We start from the raw sequence: 19,045 nt of genomic DNA, 5'->3' as shown, positions 1-19,045 counted from the left end.
GCCTGCGCCAGAAACGTAAGAGGAACGCCATGTCCAGTCAGGCCGATGCCCGCCGCATCACGGCGCCGCAGATCCAGGCGCGCAAGGGGGGCGAGCCCATCGTCTCCCTCACCTCCTACCATGCCCACACGGCGCGCCTGCTCGACCGCCATGTGGATGTGATCCTGGTGGGCGACAGCCTCGGCATGGTGATGCACGGCATGGAGACCACCGTGCCGGTCACCGTGGAGATGATGATCGTCCACGGCCGCGCCGTGGTGCGCGGCACCAAGCGCGCCCTCATCGTGGTGGACCTGCCCTTCGGCAGCTACGAGGCGAGCCATACGGAAGCCTTCCACACCGCCGCCCGGGTGCTGAAGGAGACCGGCGCCGGCGCGGTGAAGCTGGAGGGCGGCCGCCGCATGGCCGAGACCGTGCGCTTCCTGGTGGATCGCGGCGTGCCGGTGATGGGCCATGTGGGCCTCACCCCCCAGGCCATCAACACGCTGGGCTCGTTCAAGGCCCGCGGCCGGGACGACGCGGAAGCCTCCATCATCCTCGATGACGCCCGCGCCATCGCCGAAGCCGGCGCTTTCTCCATCGTGCTCGAAGCCATCGCCGAGCCGCTGGCCCGCCGCATCACCCAGGAGGTGGCGCCCCCGACCATCGGCATCGGCGGCTCGCCCGCCTGCGACGGCCAGATCCTGGTGCTGGAGGACATGCTAGGTCTTGGCGACCGGGTGCCCAAGTTCGTGAAGAAATACGCCAATCTCGGCCCCGACATCGAGAAGGCGGTGGCAAGCTACGCCGACGAGGTGCGCGCCCGCACCTTCCCCGCCGCCGAGCACACCTACGCCCCGCGCCTCGTCGAGAAGCCGGCGAAAGCCTCCTGATGGCTGCGCGCCGGACCGGAGCCGCCCTGTCGCGCGCCGGGCTCGGCCTTCTCCTCGCCCTCGCCGCCGCGATATCCGCCGCGCCGGCGCGGGCGGCGGAAGACTGCTTCCTCGCCACCGATCTCGAAAGCGGGCGGGTGCTGGCCAAGCAGGGCCTGTGCGCCGCCCGCCATCCGCCCAACTCCACCTTCAAGATCGCCCTCGCCCTCATGGGCTATGATGCCGGCCTGCTGAAAAACGAGACCCAGCCGGTGTTCGAGCCGCCCGGGGGCGCGGATCTCTCGCGGCCGCAGACGCGCGGGCCGCAGACGCCGCGCTCCTGGATGGTGAATTCCGTGGTCTGGTATTCCCAGGTCCTCGCCCGCCAGCTGGGGCCCGAGCGCATCGCCGGGTATCTGAAGGGCTTCGCCTACGGCAACGAGAACATGGGCGGCCTGAAGGGTGAGGACGAGCCTTTGGCCCGCTTCTGGCTCTCCTCGTCCCTGCGCATCTCGCCGCGCGAGCAGATCGATTTCCTGCGCCGCATGCTGAAGGGCGCCCTGCCCGTCTCGGCAGAAGCGGTCACCGCCACCGAGCGGCTCATGGCCATTGAGGAGCAGCCCGCCGGCTGGCTGGTGTTCGGCAAGACCGGAACCGGCAGCGGCCGGCACGCCGACGGCAGCCTCGACCTCTCGCAGCCGTTCGGCTGGTTCGTGGGCTTCGCCCGCAAGGGCGCTCACACCGTGGTGTTCGTGCGCTTCACCAGCCTCGACATGGCGCCCCCCGAGCCCCTCGGCCCGCTGGCGCGGCGGCAGGCCATCGCCATCCTCGCCCCGGTGCTGGCGGCGCAGGCGCCCTGATCAGGCGGCCTTCCCTCCCCCTTCCCGCTCCCGCCCAGACCCATTCAGCCAAGGACAGGCCCCGTGCGCGTCTCCGTCATCGTTTCCGCCTTCGTCGCGGCGCTCGTGGGATTCGGCGGAACCCTCGCCATCGTCCTCGCCGCCGCCGCCGCGGTGGGAGCGAGCCCCGCCGAAGCCTCCTCGTGGGTGGCCGCCATCTGCCTCGCCATCGCTGCGACCTCCGCCTTTCTCTCCATCCGCTACCGCATGCCCATCATCGCCGCGTGGTCCACGCCGGGGGCGGCGCTCATCGCCGGCTTCGGATCGGGAATCGGCATGGCATCGGCCACCGGCGCCTTCCTGGTCGCCGGCCTGCTGGTGGTGCTGTGCGCGGCGATCAAGCCCCTCGGCACGCTGGTCGGGCGCATTCCGGTAGCGGTGGCAGCCGCCATGCTGGCCGGCGTGCTGGTCCGGTTCGTCATGGCCCTCGCCGAGCATGCGGCGGCATCGCCGGCCCTGGTGCTGCCGGTGATCGCGGTGTTCTTCATCGTGCGGGTTCTGTCGCCCAACTGGGCGGTGCCGGCGGCGCTGGTGGTGGGCGGAGCGGGGGCCGTCCTGCTGGGTCGGGTGGGACCCATGCCGGAGTTCGAGCTCTCGGCCCTGGTGTGGACCACACCGCGCTTCGAGCCCCCGGTTCTGGTGGGGCTGGGCCTGCCCCTGTTCCTCGTCACCATGGCGTCGCAGAACCTGCCCGGCTTCGCGGTGCTGCGCGCATGCGGCTATGTGCCTCCGGTGCGGCCTATCCTCGCCGTCACCGGCCTTGCCTCCATGGCGAGCGCGCCCTTCGGCGCCCACGCCACCAATCTTGCCGCCATCGCCGCCGCCCTGTGCACCGGACCGGAGACTCACCCCGATCCCAGGCGGCGCTGGCTGGCGGGGCCGGTCTATGCCGGCTTCTACCTGCTGCTGGCAGCCGCCGGCGCCTCGCTGGTGGGGGTGTTCGCGGCCCTGCCGCCCGCCCTCATCGCCACCATCGCCGGCCTCGCCCTGCTCTCAGCGCTAACCGGCGCGCTGACCGCGGCGCTGAACGAGGACAGGCACCGGGTGGCGGCGGTGGCCACCTTCGCCACCACCGCCTCGGGGGTCACGGCCCTCGGCCTCGGGGCGCCGGTGTGGGGGCTCGCGGCGGGGCTTCTCATCGTCGGCCTCGACCGGCTGCGGCGGAATTGAAGCGCCGTGCCTGAAGCGGCCCACTGAAACGAAAATCCCGCGGGTGACACCGGTCAGCCGCGGGATTTGAGGTGCGTCTCAGGCCTTCTCGGCCGGCCTTTATCAACCGGCCTGTCTCAGCCTGCCTTCTTGGCCTTGAACTGCTGGATGATGGCGATGACCTCGCCGACGAAGCCTCTGCGGAACAGGGAGACGGCGAGGACGAAGATGACGCCCTGGATCACCAGCACCCATTCGCCGAGGCCGGCGAGGTAGTTCTGCATGGTCACGATCACCGCCGCGCCAACGATGGGGCCAAGGATGGTGCCCATGCCGCCCACCAGCGTCATCAGGATCACCTCGCCCGACATCTGCCAGGCCACGTCTGTGAGCGAGGCGAGCTGGAACACCAGCACCTTGGTCGCTCCCGCAAGGCCGGCCAGCGCCGCCGACAGCACGAAGGCGAGCAGCTTGTACTGGTTCACCCGGTAGCCCAGAGAGATAGCGCGCGGCTCGTTCTCGCGGATGGCCTTCAGCACCTGACCGAACGGCGAGTGGATCGCCCGGTAGATGACCAGGAAGCCGAACACGAAGATGGCCAGCACCAGGTAGTAGAGGTTGATATCCTTCGACAGGTCGATGAGGCCGAACAGCGCCCCGCGCGGCACCGCCTGAAGGCCGTCCTCGCCGCCGGTGAAGCGGGCCTGGAGGCAGAAGAAGAAGAACATCTGCGCCAGCGCCAGCGTCACCATGGCGAAATAGATGCCCTGGCGGCGGATGGCGAGCAGGCCGGAGATGAAACCCAGCATGGCGGCGAAGACGACGCCGGCAAGGATGCCCAGCTCCGGGGTGAAGCCCATCACCTTGATGGTGTGGGCGCACACATAGGCCGACCCGCCGAAGAACATGGCGTGGCCGAACGAGAGCAGGCCCGTGTAGCCCAGAAGCAGGTTGAAGGCGCACGCGAACAACGCGAAGCACATCACCTTCATGAGGAACACGGGGTAGACGCCGAACGGCGCCGCCAGCAGCACCGCGATGGCGAGGATGCCGAAGATGGTGCCGGCGCTGGCGCCGGAGCCGGAGGCCGCGGGCGCACCGGCGGGATGGGCGGGGGTGGAGGTGCTCATTGCGCCGCGCTCACTTGGCTGTGCCGAACAGGCCGGCGGGCTTCACCATGAGCACGATGGCCATGATGACGAAAATCACCGTGGAGGAGGCCTCCGGGTAGAACACCTTGGTCAGGCCCTCGACGATGCCGAGGCCGAAGCCGGTGACGATGGCCCCCATGATCGAGCCCATGCCGCCGATCACCACCACCGCGAACACCACGATGATGAGGTTGGAGCCCATGGTGGGGCTCACCTGGTAGGCCGGCGCGGCCAGCACGCCGGCGAGCGCGGCAAGGCCCACGCCGAAGCCGTAGGTCAGCGTGATCATGCGCGGCACGTCGATGCCGAAGGCCTGCACCAGGTCCGGCCGCTCGGTGGCGGCGCGCAGGTAGGAGCCGAGCTTGGTGCGCTCGATCACGTACCACGTGGCGATGCACACCACGAGGGAGGCCACCACTACGAAGGCGCGGTAGTTGGGCAGGAACATGAAGCCGAGGTTGGTGCCGCCCGGCAGCGGATTGTTGTAGGGCAGGCCCGAGGAGCCGTACTGCCGGCGGAACAGGCCCTCGAGGATGAGGGCGAGGCCGAAGGTGAGCAGCAGGCCGTAGAGATGGTCGAGGTGGTAGAGCCGTTTGAGCAGGGTGCGCTCGATCACCATGCCGATAATGGCCACGATGATGGGCGACAGCACCAGCGCGCCCCAGAACGGGATGCCGGCATAGTTAAGCAGCATCCACGCCCCGAACGCGCCCATCATGTATTGCGCGCCGTGGGTGAAGTTGATCACGTTCAGAAGGCCGAAGATCACCGCGAGCCCGAGGCTCAGCATGGCGTAGAACGCGCCGTTGATCAGGCCGAGCAGCAATTGCCCGAAAAGGGCCTGCGGGGGAATGCCGAGAAGCTCGAACATCGAAGATCCGTCTCGTCAGGAGGACGCGGGCCGGCCCTTAAGGCCGGCCCACCTGAATTGGAGCATCAGCCCTTCTTGACGAGGGGGCACTCGCTGTCGGCGAGGGGCCGGAAGGCCTCGTTCGCCGGGATCGTGGCCTTCAGGGTGTAGTAGTCCCACGGGCCCTTGGACTCGGAGGGCTTCTTCACCTCGTAGAGGTACATGGGATGGATGTGGCGGCCATCGGCCCGCACCTCACCCTTGCCGAACAGCGGGTCGTCGGTGGGGATCTTCTTCATCTCGGCCACCACGGCGGCGCCGTCCTTGGCCGACTTCAGGGCTTCCACCGCCTTCAGGTAGTGGGTGACGCCGGAATAGACGCCAGCCTGCACCATGGTGGGGCGACGCCCGCCGTTGGCGGCGGCGAAGGCATCGGCGAACTTGCGGTTGGCGTCGGTCTGATCCCAGTACCAGGCCGAGGTCAGGTTCAGGCCCTGAGCGGTCTTGAGGCCGAGGGAATGCACGTCGGTGAGGAAGATGAGCAGACCGGCGAGCTTCTGGCCGCCGTCGACGATGCCGTATTCGGCCGCCTGCTTGATGGAGTTGATGGTGTCGCCGCCGGCATTGGCGAGGCCCACGATCTTCGACTTGGAGCTCTGGGCCTGCAGCAGGAAGGACGAGAAGTCGGCGTTATTGAGGGGTACGCGGACCGAGCCGAGCACCTTGCCGCCATTGGCCTTCACCACTTCCGAGGTGTCGCGCTCCAGGGCATGGCCGAAGGCATAGTCGGCGGTGAGGAAGAACCAGGTGTCGCCACCGGTCTTCACGATCGCCTTGCCGGTGCCGTTGGCCAGCGCCCAGGTGTCGTAGGTCCAGTGCACGGTGTTGGGCGTGCAGGCCTTGCCGGTGAGGTCGGAGGTCGCCGCGCCGGAATTGATGAAGACCTTGTTCTTTTCCTTGGTGACGCCGCTCACCGCCAGCGCGACACCGGAATTGGGCGTGTCGAAGATGGCGTCCACGCCATCCACGTCATACCACTGGCGGGCGACCGAGGTGCCCACGTCGGCCTTGTTCTGGTGGTCGGCGAAGATCACCTCCACCTTGAGGCCCTTGGCGGCGGCGCCGAAATCTTCCACCGCCTTCTTGGCGGCCCACACCGAGCCCTGGCCGCCGAGATCGGCATAAAGGCCCGACTGGTCGTTGAGCACGCCGATCTTGACCGGAACCTGGGCGTAAGCGGCGCCGGCGCCCATGAGGCTGCTGGCCGCCAGAAAAATGGCTGCAAGACGCATGTGTTTCCTCCCGCCGGCTGCAAGCCGGAATTCTCTGTCAGGAACCCGGCGTCAAACGCCGAGGAACGCTTCGAGACGCGCCGCGTTTTCCGCGATCTTGTCGTTGGGGACCATGTCCACCACCCGACCGTGTTCCACCACGTAGTGGCGATCGGCAACGGTGGAGGCGAAGTGGAAGTTCTGTTCCACCAGCAGCACCGTGAACCCCTTCTTCTTCAGGTCCCGGATGATCTGGCCGATATGCTGGACGATCACCGGGGCAAGTCCCTCCGACGGCTCGTCCAGAAGCAGCAGCTTGGCACCGGTGCGCAGGATGCGGGCGATGGCCAGCATCTGCTGCTCGCCGCCGGACAGCTTGGTGCCCTGGCTGTTGCGGCGCTCTTCCAGCCGGGGGAACAGCTCGTGGACCTCGTCCACGGTCAGCCCGCCGGGCAGGACAACCGGCGGCAGCAGCAGGTTCTCGCGCACCGAGAGCGAGGCGAAGATGCCGCGTTCCTCGGGGCAGATGGCGATGCCGAGCCGGGCGATCTTGTTGGGCTGCAAACCAACCGTTTCAGTGCCCTGGTAGCGGATGGAGCCGGCGCGCTTGCGCAAAAGGCCCATGATGGCCCGCATGGTGGTGGTCTTGCCGGCGCCGTTGCGGCCCAAGAGCGTCACCACCTCGCCGGGATGGACCTCGAAGTTCATGCCGTGCAACACATGGCTCTCGCCATAGTGGCCGTGCAGGTCCTTCACCTCGAGCAGGGGAGTTCCGTTCGCGGCCATCTCAATGCGCTCCACCGGTGCCCATATAGGCCTCGACGACCTGCGGGTTCTTCGACACCTCGGAATAGGGCCCCTCGGTGAGGATCTCGCCGCGGGCGAGCACGGTGATCATGTCGGAGAGGTCCGACACAACCGAGAGGTTGTGCTCCACCATTAGGATGGTGCGCCCCTCCGACACGCGCTTGATGAGGTCCGCCGTGCGGGCGATGTCCTCGCGGCCCATGCCGGAGGTGGGCTCGTCGAGCAGCAGCATCTCCGGCTCCAGCGCCAGCGTGGTGGCAATCTCCAACGCCCGCTTGCGGCCGTAGGGAAGCTCAACCGCAAGATGCTTGGCGTAGGAGATCAGGTCCACGTCGGCCAAAAGCGCCATGGCGCGGTCGTTCAGCGCGTCCAGCGAAGTCTCCGACTTCCAGAAATGGAAGGAGTTGCCGATGGGACGCTGCAGCGCGATGCGCACGTTCTCCAGCACGGTGAGGTGCGGGAAGGTGGCGGAGATCTGGAACGAGCGCACCATGCCGAGCCGGGCCACATCCGCCGGCGGCGTGCGGGTGATGTCCTTCCCGTTCAGGCGGATGGTGCCCCGGGTCGGTTCCAGGAACTTGGTGATGAGGTTGAAGCAGGTGGTCTTGCCCGCGCCATTCGGCCCGATCAGGGCGTGAATGGTGTGACGCCGGATCCTGAGGTCAACGTTCTTGACCGCAGCAAATCCTTTGAATTCCTTGGTAAGACCAGACGCTTCAACGATGTAGGGCACGTCTGAGACGGTGTCCATGATCGTAAGGTGCCCTCGCTATTGCGGCCGATGGAGACAGCGAGCGTTCCCCTGGCCAAATTCCTCCGGATCGGCACCTTTTGCGGTGCACTTCATCTTGCGGCGCAAACTAGCACGTTACGCCATGGCAGCGTCAATAGACTGCTGTCGTGACATTTGTCTATCTCGATCTTGACTTGGGCATGTGCGACGCGGGCGTATGACTGCTTAATCCACGGGCGTGATCAGGAGATCGAGCCGCGCGCCCTCCGCGCCCGACACCTGGAGCCGCACGTCGCCGTCCGGAATCCTGAAGCGCAGGCTCTTGCGCAGGCCGGGACAGGCGTGCACCCCGGTGAAGGCGACAGGCGTCAGGGGTCGGCCGCTGACCACCACGTCGATCCAGGTATTTGCCGAAACCGTGACCTGCCATAGCCGCTCGGGTGGTGGCACCTTCAGGTCCACCACCCCGGCGAAGGCTCCCTCCTCTCCATGGCGTGGCCGGACGGGGAGATTCGCTCCCGCCTGCGGCACCAGGATGAAGCGCAAGGCGCTGTCGTTCGGCAGAACCAGCGTGTCGCCGTTTCGCACCGGGCGCAGGCCGGGCGCCGCGAGCCGCGCCCGGTCCGTCGCCAGCGGCCAGGCGGCGCGGTCGCAATCCTCCGGCGGGACGGCTGGTTGCGCCCTGCCCACTCCAGCGGCTGCGACGAGAAATCCGACCGTCAGGAGCAGCGGGAAGAACAGCGATACAACCGCCTCAACGGCTCCGCGCCGTCTGCCGCGCACCGAATCTGCCAAGGATGCCATGGCCGCCACCCGCCCTCAGATGTATTTCATGAGATATACCTCTCGACGAAATACAACTTCAGCGCACGGGCCGCCAGCCTGAGCCGCGGACCGTCGCCGACACCGGCAGGACCGGGAGCAGCCCCCTCACTCCGGCAGGGTGCGGGCCTGGGCGTGGTAGGCCTCGTTGGGGCGCATGTCGGTGGCCGAGGCGATTCGGTTCGACATGTTGAAGAAGCCCACCACCGCCGAGACATCCCAGATGTCCCGCTCCGAGAGACCGACGCGGCGCAGGGCCTCGCGGTCCTCCTCCTCCACCTCGTTGGGGCGTTCGGTGAGCTTGGCGGCGAAGTCGAGCATGGCGCGCCGGCGGGGATCGAGCCTTGCGGCGCGATAATTCATCACCAATTGCTCGCCCAGGATGGGATCGCCGGACAGCTGGCGCACCGCCGCACCGTGGGCAGTGAGACAGTAGTAGCAGCGGTTCACGGCGGACACGACCACCGCGATCATCTCCCGTTCCAACTTTGAGAGGCCGGACGGCGCGAGCATCAGGTCGTTGTACATGGCCGCGAAAGCCGAAAGCTTCGCCATGTCGAACGCATAGGCCTGAAGCACGTTCGGAACGAAGCCGATCTTCTCCAGGCACTTGTCGAAATACGCCCGGTTGGCAGGATCAAGCCCCGCCGGCGACAGCGGAAGCGCGATGGCCGGAAGGTCGTCCCGCACCCGCGCTGGAGCGGGCGCCACGGCCTTCGCGACCGGCGTTTTCGACGCCCGCCGCACGGCCGCCGCCGTTGTGGAGGGAGCCTGTTTGGCTGACGCCTTTTTCACAGGCGCGCCTTTATTTTCAGCAGTCCCGCTTTTGCCCTTTTCGGCGCCCACGCCTGCCCTCACCTTCATCGCCATCGCGTCGCCTCGTCATTGTCGCGTTGCCGGCCCGGTCCACAACCCGGGTCCAGAACTCGCCCGTTACCGGATCCATCACAGACGGAGCCGGCCGGCGCTCCACAGGGGGAAAGGCCATGAACATCATGGGATTTCAAGCCGGCGCGATCAATTGGGGGGATCCCACCAGCCTGGCAGAGCTGAAGGCGCAGATCGCGGCGCAGGCCCCATCCCTGCCCGCAGGCTTCGTCGACACCTTCCTCTCCGCCACGGCGCTCGAAGATCTCGCTCCCCTCACGCCGTCCTGCGTCGCCCTACTGCTGACCGAGGCGTGGTCCCATGTCTCAAGCCGGCCCCGGGGGCAGTCCTCCGTGCGCATTTTCAATCCTGAGCTTCATGGCGGGCCGGTCACCGTGATCGAGGCGGTGAACGACGACATGGCGTTCCTCTATACTTCGCTGGCCGGTGAAATCATCGAGTGCGGGCTGGAACTGAAGCTCGCCGCCCACCCCATCCTCCATGTGGAGCGCGACGCGGAAGGCGCCGTGACCGGGCTGGAGCTTCCTCTCCGCAGGGGCGAGCTGTCCGAGGAGAACCGCGAGAGCCTGATCCACATTCACGTCCCGGCCATGGGCGAGGCGGAGCGGACGCAGCTCAAGGCCGTCCTCGCAAGGGTGCTCAAGGACGTGGGAGTCGTGAACGACGACTTCTCCGCAATGCGCAAGCAGGTGAGGAGCCTGAGCAAGGGCTATCGCCGCGAGAAACGCCCCTACGATGCCGACGCCCAGGAGGAGGCCGCGGATGTGCTGGAATGGCTGACCGAGAACAACTTTGTCTTCCTCGGCCTACGGCACTATGAACTCATCGCGGACGGAAGCCTCAGGGCGGAGCCCAACAGCGGCCTCGGCATCCTGCGCGATCCCGATGTGCACGAGTTGCGCCTCGGCAACCAGCCGGTGGTGACGACGCCGGAGATCTGTGCCTTCCTCGAAAGCCCCTCCCCGCTGCTGTTCACCAAGGCCAGCCTGCGCTCGCTCGTTCATCGGCGCGACATGATGGACTACGTGGGCATAAAGGCCCATGACGACGACGGCCGCGTGGTGGGCGAGGTGCGCCTCATTGGCCTGTTCACCGCCACCGCCTACACCCAGCCGGTGCGCGAGATTCCGTATCTCAGGCTCAAGGCGGCATCGGTGGTGAAGGAAACCGGCCTCGAGCCCGGAAGCCATTCGGCCCACGCCCTCCAGACCCTGCTCGAGACCTATCCGCGCGACGACCTGTTCCAGATCAGCACGGAAACGCTGCTGGTCCACGCTCGCGAGATCCTCTCTCTCTACGACCGTCCACGCCTCAAGGTGATGGCGCGCGCGGACCGGTTCGACCGCTTCGTCTCGGTCCTCGTCTTCCTGCCCCGCGAGCGGTTCGACGCGGAAGTGCGGGACAAGACAGGCGCCATCCTCGCCCGTGCCTTCGAAGGCAGGGTGGCATCGGTCGATCAGGACTTCGTCACTGGCATCCCGCTCATCCGCGTCCACTACATCATCGATCGCAGCGGTGGCCGCATTCCGGAGGTGGACCGCGTCGCGCTGGAACGGGAGGTGGCGAATGCCATGCTTTCCTGGGGCGACCGGCTCGGCTTCGCCATTTCCGCCTTGCCCGGCATTGACTGGGAAATGGCGGCGCTCCTGAAGCACCGCTACGCTTTCGCGTTCGGCCCTGACTACGAGGCGGCATACGACGTCGCGACCGCACTCGCCGACATCGACCGGCTGGAGCGCCTGACACCCGCGCGCCCCGTCGCCCTCGACTTCTACCGCCGCCCGGGCGACGACGAGCGGCGCATCTCCCTGCGCCTCCTCTCCTTCGGCGCGCCACTGCCCCTCTCTACCCGCGTGCCCATGCTGGAGAGCATGGGCCTTCGGGCCATCAACGAGCGCTCCTATCGCATCGAACCCACCGGCGAGGCGGCGCGCAGCTGGCTGCACGACATGACGCTGGAGCGCGCCGATGGCGGTTCCATCTCGATGGCGGGTGCCGACGAGCGACTGGAGGACTGCCTCAACGCCGTGCTGCGCGGCGCGGCGGCGAACGACGGCTACAATGCGCTGGTGCTCGACGCCGCCCTCTCCTTCCGCGAAGTGGCTCTGGTGCGTGCGCTCGGCCACTATATCCGGCAGGCGGGCATCCCGTTCTCCCAGGACTATATCTGGCAGACCTTGAACGCCCATGGCGCGCTCGCCCGCTCCATCATGGCCCTATTCCACGCCCGCTTCGACCCCACGCTCGATCCCTCGGCCGAGGCGCGCGCTGCCCGTGAGGCGCCCTTGCGCGCCGCCATCGACGACGAACTCGCCGAGGTGTCGAGCCTCGACCAGGATCGCATCCTGCGGCGCTTCGTGAACCTCGTGGACGCGGCCATCCGCACCACCTTCTACCAAAGCGATGACGAGGGTCGGCCCAAGGAGGCCATCGCCATCAAGTTCGAGAGCGCGAAGGTGGAGGGCCTCGTCCTCCCCCGCCCGCTCTATGAGGTGTTCGTCTATTCGCCTCGAGTGGAAGGCGTGCACCTGCGCTTCGGCAAGGTGGCGCGCGGCGGCTTGCGCTGGTCCGACCGGCCGCAGGATTTCCGCACCGAGGTCCTCGGCCTCGTGAAAGCCCAGCAAGTGAAGAATGCGGTGATCGTGCCTGTGGGCGCCAAGGGCGGCTTCGTGCCCAAGCGCCTGCCCGCCGGCGGCAGCCGCGAGGCGGTGATGGCCGAAGGCACCGCCGCCTACGAGATCTTCGTCTCCAGCCTGCTCGACCTGACCGACAACCTGAAGGGCGGGCAGGTGGTGCACCCTGCCGACACGGTGCGCCTCGACGGCGACGACCCCTATCTCGTGGTGGCGGCCGACAAGGGCACGGCCACCTTCTCCGACACAGCCAACGCCATCTCGGCCCGCCACGGCTTCTGGCTGGACGACGCTTTCGCTTCCGGCGGCTCGGTGGGCTACGACCACAAGGCCATGGGCATCACCGCCCGCGGCGCCTGGGAAGCGGTGAAGCGCCACTTCCGCGAGATGGACATCGACATCCAGGTGACCCCGGTCACGGTCGCGGGCGTCGGCGACATGTCCGGCGACGTGTTCGGCAACGGCATGCTGCTGTCGCGCGCGCTCAAGCTGGTGGCGGCCTTCGACCACCGCCACATCTTCATCGATCCCAACCCGGACCCGGCGTCCTCCTTCGCCGAGCGCGAGCGCCTGTTCAACCTGCCCCGCTCCTCCTGGGCCGACTATGACGCATCGCTCATCTCCAAGGGCGGCGGCGTGTTCCCGCGCAGCGCCAAGAGCATCGACCTGTCGGACGAAGTGCGGGCCCTGCTGCGCTTCCCCAAGGCCCATGCCACGCCGGCCGAACTCATCACCGCCATCCTGAAGGCGCAGGTGGACCTCTTGTTCTTCGGCGGCATCGGCACCTATGTGCGCGCCTCCACCGAAACCGACGCGCAGGTGGGCGACCGCGCCAACGATGCGGTGCGCATCGCAGCCAGTGACCTCGGCGCCAAGGTGGTGGGCGAGGGCGCGAACCTCGGCATGACCCAGCGCTCCCGGATCGAGGCTGCGCGCCGGGGCGTGAAGCTCAACACCGACGCCATCGACAATTCGGCCGGCGTCAACACCTCCGACGTGGAGGTGAACATCAAGATCGCCCTCGCCCTGCCGCTGGAGCGGGGCGACCTGACCACCCCCGACCGCGCCGCGCTGCTGAAGCAGATGACCGACGAGGTCGGCACCCTCGTGCTGCGCAACAACTATCTGCAGACGCTGGCGCTGTCCTTGGCCGAGAACAAGGGCGCGGACGACCTCGCCTTCCAGCAGCGCCTGATGCAGATGCTGGAGGCGCGCGGCGAGCTGGACCGGGCGGTGGAATTCCTGCCCTCCGACGCCGAGATCGCCGACCGGCGCTCGCGCGGGGAACACCTCACCCGGCCCGAGCTGGCGGTGCTGCTCGCCTACGCCAAGCTGGCGCTGGACCAGGACCTCGTCGCCTCCAACGTGCCGGACGACGCCTATCTTTCCGGGGAGCTGGTGAATTACTTCCCGCGCGAGATCAAGGAACGCTACCCCCACGCCATCGAGACCCACCGGCTGCACCGGGAGATCATCGCCACCGGCCTGTCCAATGCCATCGTCAACCAGGGCGGGCCGTCGTGCCTCGCCCGGATCGCCGACCAGACCGGCGCCGACGCCCCGGCCATCGCCCGCGCCTTCGCCGCCGTGCGCGACAGCTACCATGTGCCGGAGCTGAACGCCGCCATCGACGCCCTCGACACCAAGGTGCCGGGCGCAGTGCAGCTCGGCCTCTACGCCGCGGTGCAGGACCTGGTGGTGGGGCGCACCATCTGGTTCCTTGGCAACGTCTCCTTCGCCGATGGCATCGCCGGGGTGGTGGAGCGCTATCGCACCGGGATCGCGGCGGTGGCCGCCGTGCTGGAAGAAAGCCTGCCGGAGGCCTGGCGCCGCGAGCGCGAGGCGCGCATGGCCGACCTCATCGGCCAGAACGTGCCGGAAGACCTCGCCCGCAAGATCGCCTTCATGCCGGGACTGGCGGCGGCCTCCGACATCGCCCTCATCGCCGAGACCACGGGCAAGTCCATCCCCAGCGCCGCCAGCACCTTCTTCGCGGCGGGGCGGACCTTCGCCATCGACGACCTGTTCATGCAGGCCCGCAGCATCCTGGCTCCGGACTATTACGACCGGCTCGCCCTCGACCGGTCTCTGGCCCAGCTGGAGACCTTCATGCGCCGCATCACCGAGCTGATGCTGGTGGACGACGTGGCGGGGGAAGCGGCGGTGAACGCCTTTATCTGCGCCCGCCACGAGGAGGTGGAGCGCATGCGCCGCACCGTGCGCGAGATCGCGGCCTCCGGCCTCAGCCTCTCCAAGCTGACGCTGGCCGCGAGCCTGCTCTCGGACCTGGTGCGCAGCTGAGCCGCGCCCTCCCGGCCCCGGTCAACAACCGGGGCCGTTGATCTGCAACCTGCGGCCCCGGACCCGACCGGGGCCGCAGGTTTGTCCCGGCGCCGCCTGCGCCCGATGGCGTCAGCCGGATCAGGCCGCGCCGGCCCGCAACACTGCCGGTGCGGCAGCCTGGGCGGGAGCAGCGGGGGGCTCCGGCAGCGTCGCTACCGCCTCCATCGCCGCCGCAATGGAGTTGACCACGGCGTCCTCGCCTTCGAGCCGCTCGGGCTGCCCCTGCTCGATGCCCCAGTCGGCGACGATCACCCGCCGGCCCGGCGCATCGCGCTTCAGGCGGCGGATGGTGTAGCGCCGGTGCGCGGGCGTGGCCGGCGACAGATAGGACAGAACCAACAGGTTCACCTCCTCCCCCACGGGCCGGCCGAGCCCGCCCCGCGAGCGCGTCTCGCACCGCAAGCCGGATTGGCGCAGCCGGTGGGCGAACAGCAGCGCCGCCGCCTCGTCCAGCCCGGAGCGGGCCGACAGGATGAGGACGTGAGGGGTGCCCTCGGTCGGCGGACCGACCAGGTCGCCCGGATCAGGCAGGTAGTCGAGCAGCTCGGCGAGGGTTTCCTTGAGGCGGGTCTGGCGCGCCTCATCCAGCACGCCGCGGGCCGCATCGCGCTGGGCCAGCCGCAACGCCGGCAGCGCAACCTGATCGGCGTAATCGGCGAGCGACTTCTCCTTCAGGTGCTCCTCCGCGGCGGCCGCCGCCTCCAGCGGATCCCCCGCCAGCAGGCGCTGGTAGAGCAGCTCGCTGGCCGACAGGGGCGGCTGGTCGCCCAGCGCAACGTCGAGGAATTCAAGGCTCTCCACGTGCCGGCCCAGCACCACCAGGCAGAGCGTGAGCGGGGTGGAGAGCAGCAGCCCGATCGGCCCCCACAGCCAGGTCCAGAAGGTGGCCGCCGCGATCACCGCCACCGGCGACAGGCCGGTGGAGCGGCCATAGAGCAGGGGCTCGATCACATGGCCCACCACCGGCTCCACCACCAGGAACAGGGCGACGGTGGACAGCACCATGGTCCAGCCGGGATCCACCGCCAGCGCGAGGCCGATGGGCAAGGCCGCCGCGATGGCCGCGCCGATGTAGGGCACGAAGCGCAGCACCGCCGCCGCCAGCCCCCACAGGAAGGGACTCGGCACGCCGATGATCCAAAGGCCGAGCCCGATGACCGCGCCGAAGGAGGCGTTGAGCGCCACCTGGGCCAGGAAGAACCGCGACAGCCGGCTCCCCGCATCGTCGAGGGCCGCCGTGGTGCGCTGGAGATCGTGCGCACCCGCGAGCCGCACGAAGCGGTTTCGCAGGTCCTCACGCTGCAGCAGGATGAACAGCACGAAGATGAAGACGATGCCGAAGGTGGCGAGGGGATGCAGCAGGGGCGTCACCACCGCCGAGATTGTGCCCAGCGTGCCCGGCGGCGGCTCGTGAACCTCCACCAGCACCGGCCGCCCGTCGGTTGTGCCCGCCGCCAGCCCCTGCCCGGCCTGCGGACCGTCGATCTCGCGGCTGAGGTCCTGCACCAGATCCATCGTGCGCTCGAAGGTGCCGGAGCCGCTGGCGGCCTCCTTGAGGGACTTGATCTTGTCCCGCATGTTCATGCGGTACTGGGGGAGTTCCGCCACAAGGTCGGTGACCTGCAGGGCGATCATCCCGCCGAGCGCCATGAGGCCGAGGAAAGTCACCAGCACCACCGTCACCACCGCTGCCGTGCGCGGGATGCGGATGCGGCGCAACACCATGATGACCGGCGCCAGCACGAAGGCGAGCAGGATCGCCACGGCAATGGGCACGAAAACGTCGCGCCCCAGATACAGCACCGTGACGATGGCGATGGCGGCGAAGAAGGTGACGAGCCGATCCTGCCCGGGTCCGAGCACGGGCAACTTGAAGGACGGTTCACCCGAACGCAGCATCACCAATCCCTCTTGCCCGCGCGCAGCACCGCGCAGGGGCATAACGCTCGGGCGCGGCTTTGCGATCCACGGCCATGCCACCACCGCCCGCCACGCCACCACCGCTCCCCTTGACGGAACGCCGGGACGACAATGGGCGTTCGCATCTACGAGCGCAGGAGGAAAGGCCATGTTCATCTATCGCGTCACGCTGCGGGGGGACCCGGACGGCGAACTGCACGTGCGCGACAAGCGTCCGCCCAAGGCCATGGGCCGGGACCTGGTGAAGGACGGCTATCTCGTGACCGAAGCGGTGAGCGTGCGCGCTGCCACCTCCGCCTTCGACGACGCCTCCGGGAACACGGTCAAGGAGGAGTTCTTTTCCGCCACGCCCATCGGCGCCGCCGTGCTGGTCCGGGACGCGGTGGCGACGCTGGTGGAGCACGTGGTGCCCAAGGGCGCCGAGCCCATGCCGGACCTGCCGGAGTGAGCGCCACCGGCACGACGGCCTGACGCGACGCCGCTCTTGCGCGGCGGCGCGTCCTGTGCGCCCTTGGCCGGACCTGACCCGTCCGGATCCGGCATGCCTGACACCTCCCCTTCCCCGCCTGTTCCTGCCCTCCCAGTCCCGCGCCGGGCCATCTTCGGCTGGATCCTGTTCGATCCCGCCTGCCAGCCCTATTTCACACTCATCACCACATTCATCTTCGCGCCCTATTTCGCATCGGCCGTGGCGGCGACGCCGGTCGAGGGACAGGCGCTGTGGGGCTTCGCCACCGGCGCGGCGGGGCTCGTCATCGCCGTGTGTTCTCCGGTGCTCGGGGCGGTGGCCGATGCGGCGGGGCGGCGCAAGCCGTGGATCTTCGCCTTCGGGCTGATGATGATGGCGGGCGCGGCGGCACTGTGGTTCGCCGAGCCGGGGAACACGGCACGCATCCCCCTCGTGCTCGCCGCCTTCGCCATCGGCACCATCGGGGTGGAGTTCGCCACCGTCTTCAACAATGCCATCATGCCCGCCCTGGTGCCCAAGGAACGGCTGGGACGGCTGTCGGGCGCCGGCTGGGCGGCGGGCTATTTCGGCGGGCTGGTGGCGCTGGCGCTGATGCTCGGCTTCTTCGCCACCCAGCCCGACACCGGCCTGACCCTCCTCGGCCGCCCGCCGGCCTTCGGGCTCGATGCGGCGGCACGGGAGGGCGACCGCTTCAGCGGGCCGCTGACGGCGCTATGGTATGCCGTGCTGGTCATTCCCATGTTCCTGTTCGTGCCCGACGCGCCCCGCGCCATGCCCATGGGCGAGGCCATCCGCACCGGGCTCGGCGAGATCCGCCGTCTGATCCCGCGCCTGAAGAAGCGCCCGGTGCTGGCGCGCTTCCTCCTCGCCAACATGGTCTATACGGATGCGTTGGTGGCGCTGTTCGCCTTCGGTGGCATCTATGCGGCGGGCACCTTCGGCTGGGGCTCCATCGAGATCGGCATCTTCGGCATCCTTCTCACCCTCACCGGCACCGCCGGCGCGCTGGCCGGCGGCTGGATCGACGACGCACTGGGGCCGCGCACGGTGATCCTGGGCGCGCTGCTGGTGCTGCTCATTGCCTGCATCGGCCTGCTCTCGCTGGATCGCGGCGCGGTCCTCTTTGGCCTGGTACCCACCGCGCCGGGCAGCGGGCTCTTCGGCTCGGTGCCGGAGAAGATCTATCTGGGACTGGGCCTGCTTATCGGCGCAGTGGCCGGGCCGTTGCAGGCGGCAAGCCGCACCCTGCTGGTTCGGCTTGCGCCGGCCGAAAACATGGCGGAATGCTTCGGCCTGTTCGCCCTTTCGGGCAAGATCACCTCGTTCGCCGCCCCCACCTGCGTGGCGCTGGTGACGGCAGCCACCGGCAGCCAGAAGGCGGGGGTGGCAGTGCTCGTCGCCTTCTTCGCCCTTGGCGCCGTGCTGGTGCGCGGGCGGGCGGGGGCACATGATGCCGATGCGACACAGGATTAGGGAGGCCGCAATGACCGTCCGCTCCATCCGCTTCGATCCCAGGCCCGCCGTGGAGGCGGCCTCCAGCACCACTGTGCATGAGTGGTATCAGGACCGTACCGGCGCCTTCTCCGCCGGCTTCTGGGCCTCGCACCCGTGCGAGATCGCCGTGACCTATGAGGAGGACGAGTTCTGCGTCCTCATCGAAGGCACGGTGGAACTCACCGACGCCTCCGGCCACACCGAGACCTATGAGGCCGGCGCCTCCTTCCTCATTCCCTCGGGCTTCACCGGAACCTGGAAGAGCGTGACGGCGGTGCGCAAATTCTATGTGGTGCACCTGCCGAAGGCACCCGCCGCCCAGACCTCCACAGGTTAGAGCGCGGCAAGCCGGGCCTGAACGCGAGGACACTCCCGGACACAGGCTACGGAACATTGCCGGCTCCGCGACTGTTGCCCTTCCGAGACTTCAATCAGGAGGGGTGAAACCCATGTCTGTGCGGCTTCAAATCGCAGCCATGCTGTTCATGATGATCCAGGCGGTGCTGTTCTTCGCCGGTCTGCTTCTGGTGCTGCTGACACCTTTGGCGCGGGAGGCCATGGCCCTCCTACCCTGGGTGGTGACCGCCACCACCATCGTGTCGCTGCCGCTGTCCTGGTGGCTGGCACCGCGCCTGCGGGCGACCACCTGGCAGCGCCACGGCACCCTCGAAGCGCTGAAATGACAGGAACCGGGGCGCCGGAGCCGGTTCCGGCGGCCCGCTCTCGCAATCGCCGTCATTGAGTGCCATTTTGTTCTCAAGAGAG

General features: G+C 68.3%; 16 protein-coding genes. 8 read left to right on the top strand and 8 right to left on the bottom strand.

Going from position 1 to position 19,045, the window contains the following annotated elements; genetic code table 11:
• Positions 1-29: 29 nt before the first annotated feature.
• From panB to V5F66_RS02605, 3 genes are all read left to right on the top strand, one after another.
• Positions 30-872 carry a 3-methyl-2-oxobutanoate hydroxymethyltransferase gene (panB, locus tag V5F66_RS02615; protein ID WP_149575533.1) on the top strand — a complete coding sequence of 281 codons (843 nt, stop codon included), beginning with the start codon at positions 30-32 and terminating at the stop codon, positions 870-872.
• A complete protein-coding gene (locus tag V5F66_RS02610) occupies positions 872-1,711 on the top strand; it encodes a penicillin-binding transpeptidase domain-containing protein (protein ID WP_394093168.1) in 840 nt (279 codons plus the stop codon). The genes panB and V5F66_RS02610 overlap by 1 nt, the downstream gene beginning before the upstream one ends.
• A gap of 63 nt (positions 1,712-1,774) precedes the next feature.
• On the top strand, positions 1,775-2,920 hold the full coding sequence (locus V5F66_RS02605; protein ID WP_012113461.1) for a benzoate/H(+) symporter BenE family transporter: 1,146 nt from the start codon (positions 1,775-1,777) through the stop codon (positions 2,918-2,920).
• A 116-nt stretch (positions 2,921-3,036) separates the two neighbouring features.
• On the opposite strand, the gene V5F66_RS02600 is transcribed toward V5F66_RS02605, so the two are convergent.
• From V5F66_RS02600 to V5F66_RS02570, 7 genes are all read right to left on the bottom strand, one after another.
• Positions 3,037-4,029 (bottom strand): branched-chain amino acid ABC transporter permease, encoded by a 993-nt coding sequence (locus tag V5F66_RS02600; RefSeq protein WP_012113460.1) that lies wholly within the window; start codon positions 4,027-4,029, stop codon positions 3,037-3,039.
• Positions 4,030-4,039: 10 nt separating this feature from the next.
• Positions 4,040-4,921, bottom strand: coding sequence for a branched-chain amino acid ABC transporter permease (locus V5F66_RS02595; protein WP_012113459.1), 882 nt, complete (start codon positions 4,919-4,921; stop codon positions 4,040-4,042).
• Between the two features lie 65 nt (positions 4,922-4,986).
• Entirely contained in the window at positions 4,987-6,192 is a 1,206-nt protein-coding gene (locus V5F66_RS02590) for an ABC transporter substrate-binding protein (RefSeq protein ID WP_012113458.1), read from the bottom strand.
• Between the two features lie 51 nt (positions 6,193-6,243).
• Positions 6,244-6,957, bottom strand: coding sequence for an ABC transporter ATP-binding protein (locus V5F66_RS02585; RefSeq protein WP_012113457.1), 714 nt, complete (start codon positions 6,955-6,957; stop codon positions 6,244-6,246).
• Between the two features lies 1 nt (position 6,958).
• Positions 6,959-7,729 (bottom strand): ABC transporter ATP-binding protein, encoded by a 771-nt coding sequence (locus tag V5F66_RS02580; RefSeq protein WP_012113456.1) that lies wholly within the window; start codon positions 7,727-7,729, stop codon positions 6,959-6,961.
• A 207-nt stretch (positions 7,730-7,936) separates the two neighbouring features.
• On the bottom strand, positions 7,937-8,515 hold the full coding sequence (locus V5F66_RS02575; protein ID WP_394093167.1) for a hypothetical protein: 579 nt from the start codon (positions 8,513-8,515) through the stop codon (positions 7,937-7,939).
• A gap of 126 nt (positions 8,516-8,641) precedes the next feature.
• A complete protein-coding gene (locus tag V5F66_RS02570; RefSeq protein ID WP_394093166.1) occupies positions 8,642-9,244 on the bottom strand; it encodes a peroxidase-related enzyme in 603 nt (200 codons plus the stop codon).
• 275 nt (positions 9,245-9,519) lie between these two features.
• Here V5F66_RS02570 and V5F66_RS02565 point away from each other — a divergent pair, with 275 nt between their 5' ends.
• Complete coding sequence (locus V5F66_RS02565; RefSeq protein ID WP_394093165.1) at positions 9,520-14,355, top strand: NAD-glutamate dehydrogenase; 4,836 nt, start codon at positions 9,520-9,522, stop codon at positions 14,353-14,355.
• Between the two features lie 120 nt (positions 14,356-14,475).
• Here the strand turns inward: V5F66_RS02565 and V5F66_RS02560 are convergent, their stop codons facing one another.
• Entirely contained in the window at positions 14,476-16,296 is a 1,821-nt protein-coding gene (locus tag V5F66_RS02560) for an AI-2E family transporter (RefSeq protein WP_394093164.1), read from the bottom strand.
• Positions 16,297-16,465: 169 nt separating this feature from the next.
• Between V5F66_RS02560 and V5F66_RS02555 the strand changes: the two genes are divergently transcribed.
• The 4 genes from V5F66_RS02555 to V5F66_RS02540 all read left to right on the top strand — a co-directional run bounded on the left by V5F66_RS02555 (position 16,466) and on the right by V5F66_RS02540 (position 18,963).
• A complete protein-coding gene (locus V5F66_RS02555) occupies positions 16,466-16,765 on the top strand; it encodes a hypothetical protein (RefSeq protein ID WP_394006655.1) in 300 nt (99 codons plus the stop codon).
• 93 nt (positions 16,766-16,858) lie between these two features.
• On the top strand, positions 16,859-18,259 hold the full coding sequence (locus tag V5F66_RS02550; protein ID WP_394093163.1) for an MFS transporter: 1,401 nt from the start codon (positions 16,859-16,861) through the stop codon (positions 18,257-18,259).
• A 10-nt stretch (positions 18,260-18,269) separates the two neighbouring features.
• The gene (locus V5F66_RS02545; RefSeq protein ID WP_049775882.1) at positions 18,270-18,617 is read left to right on the top strand and encodes a cupin domain-containing protein; all 348 of its coding nucleotides are present in this window, start codon (positions 18,270-18,272) and stop codon (positions 18,615-18,617) included.
• A gap of 112 nt (positions 18,618-18,729) precedes the next feature.
• Positions 18,730-18,963: a hypothetical protein gene (locus V5F66_RS02540; RefSeq protein WP_394093162.1), complete on the top strand. Its 234-nt coding sequence runs from the start codon at positions 18,730-18,732 to the stop codon at positions 18,961-18,963.
• Positions 18,964-19,045 lie beyond the last annotated feature (82 nt).

Source organism: Xanthobacter versatilis (assembly GCF_043193975.1).
In the GTDB taxonomy this organism is placed as follows: domain Bacteria; phylum Pseudomonadota; class Alphaproteobacteria; order Rhizobiales; family Xanthobacteraceae; genus Xanthobacter; species Xanthobacter autotrophicus_E.
The sequence above is the reverse complement of the archived record's forward strand: the minus strand, read 5'-3'. Positions and strand labels throughout refer to the sequence as shown.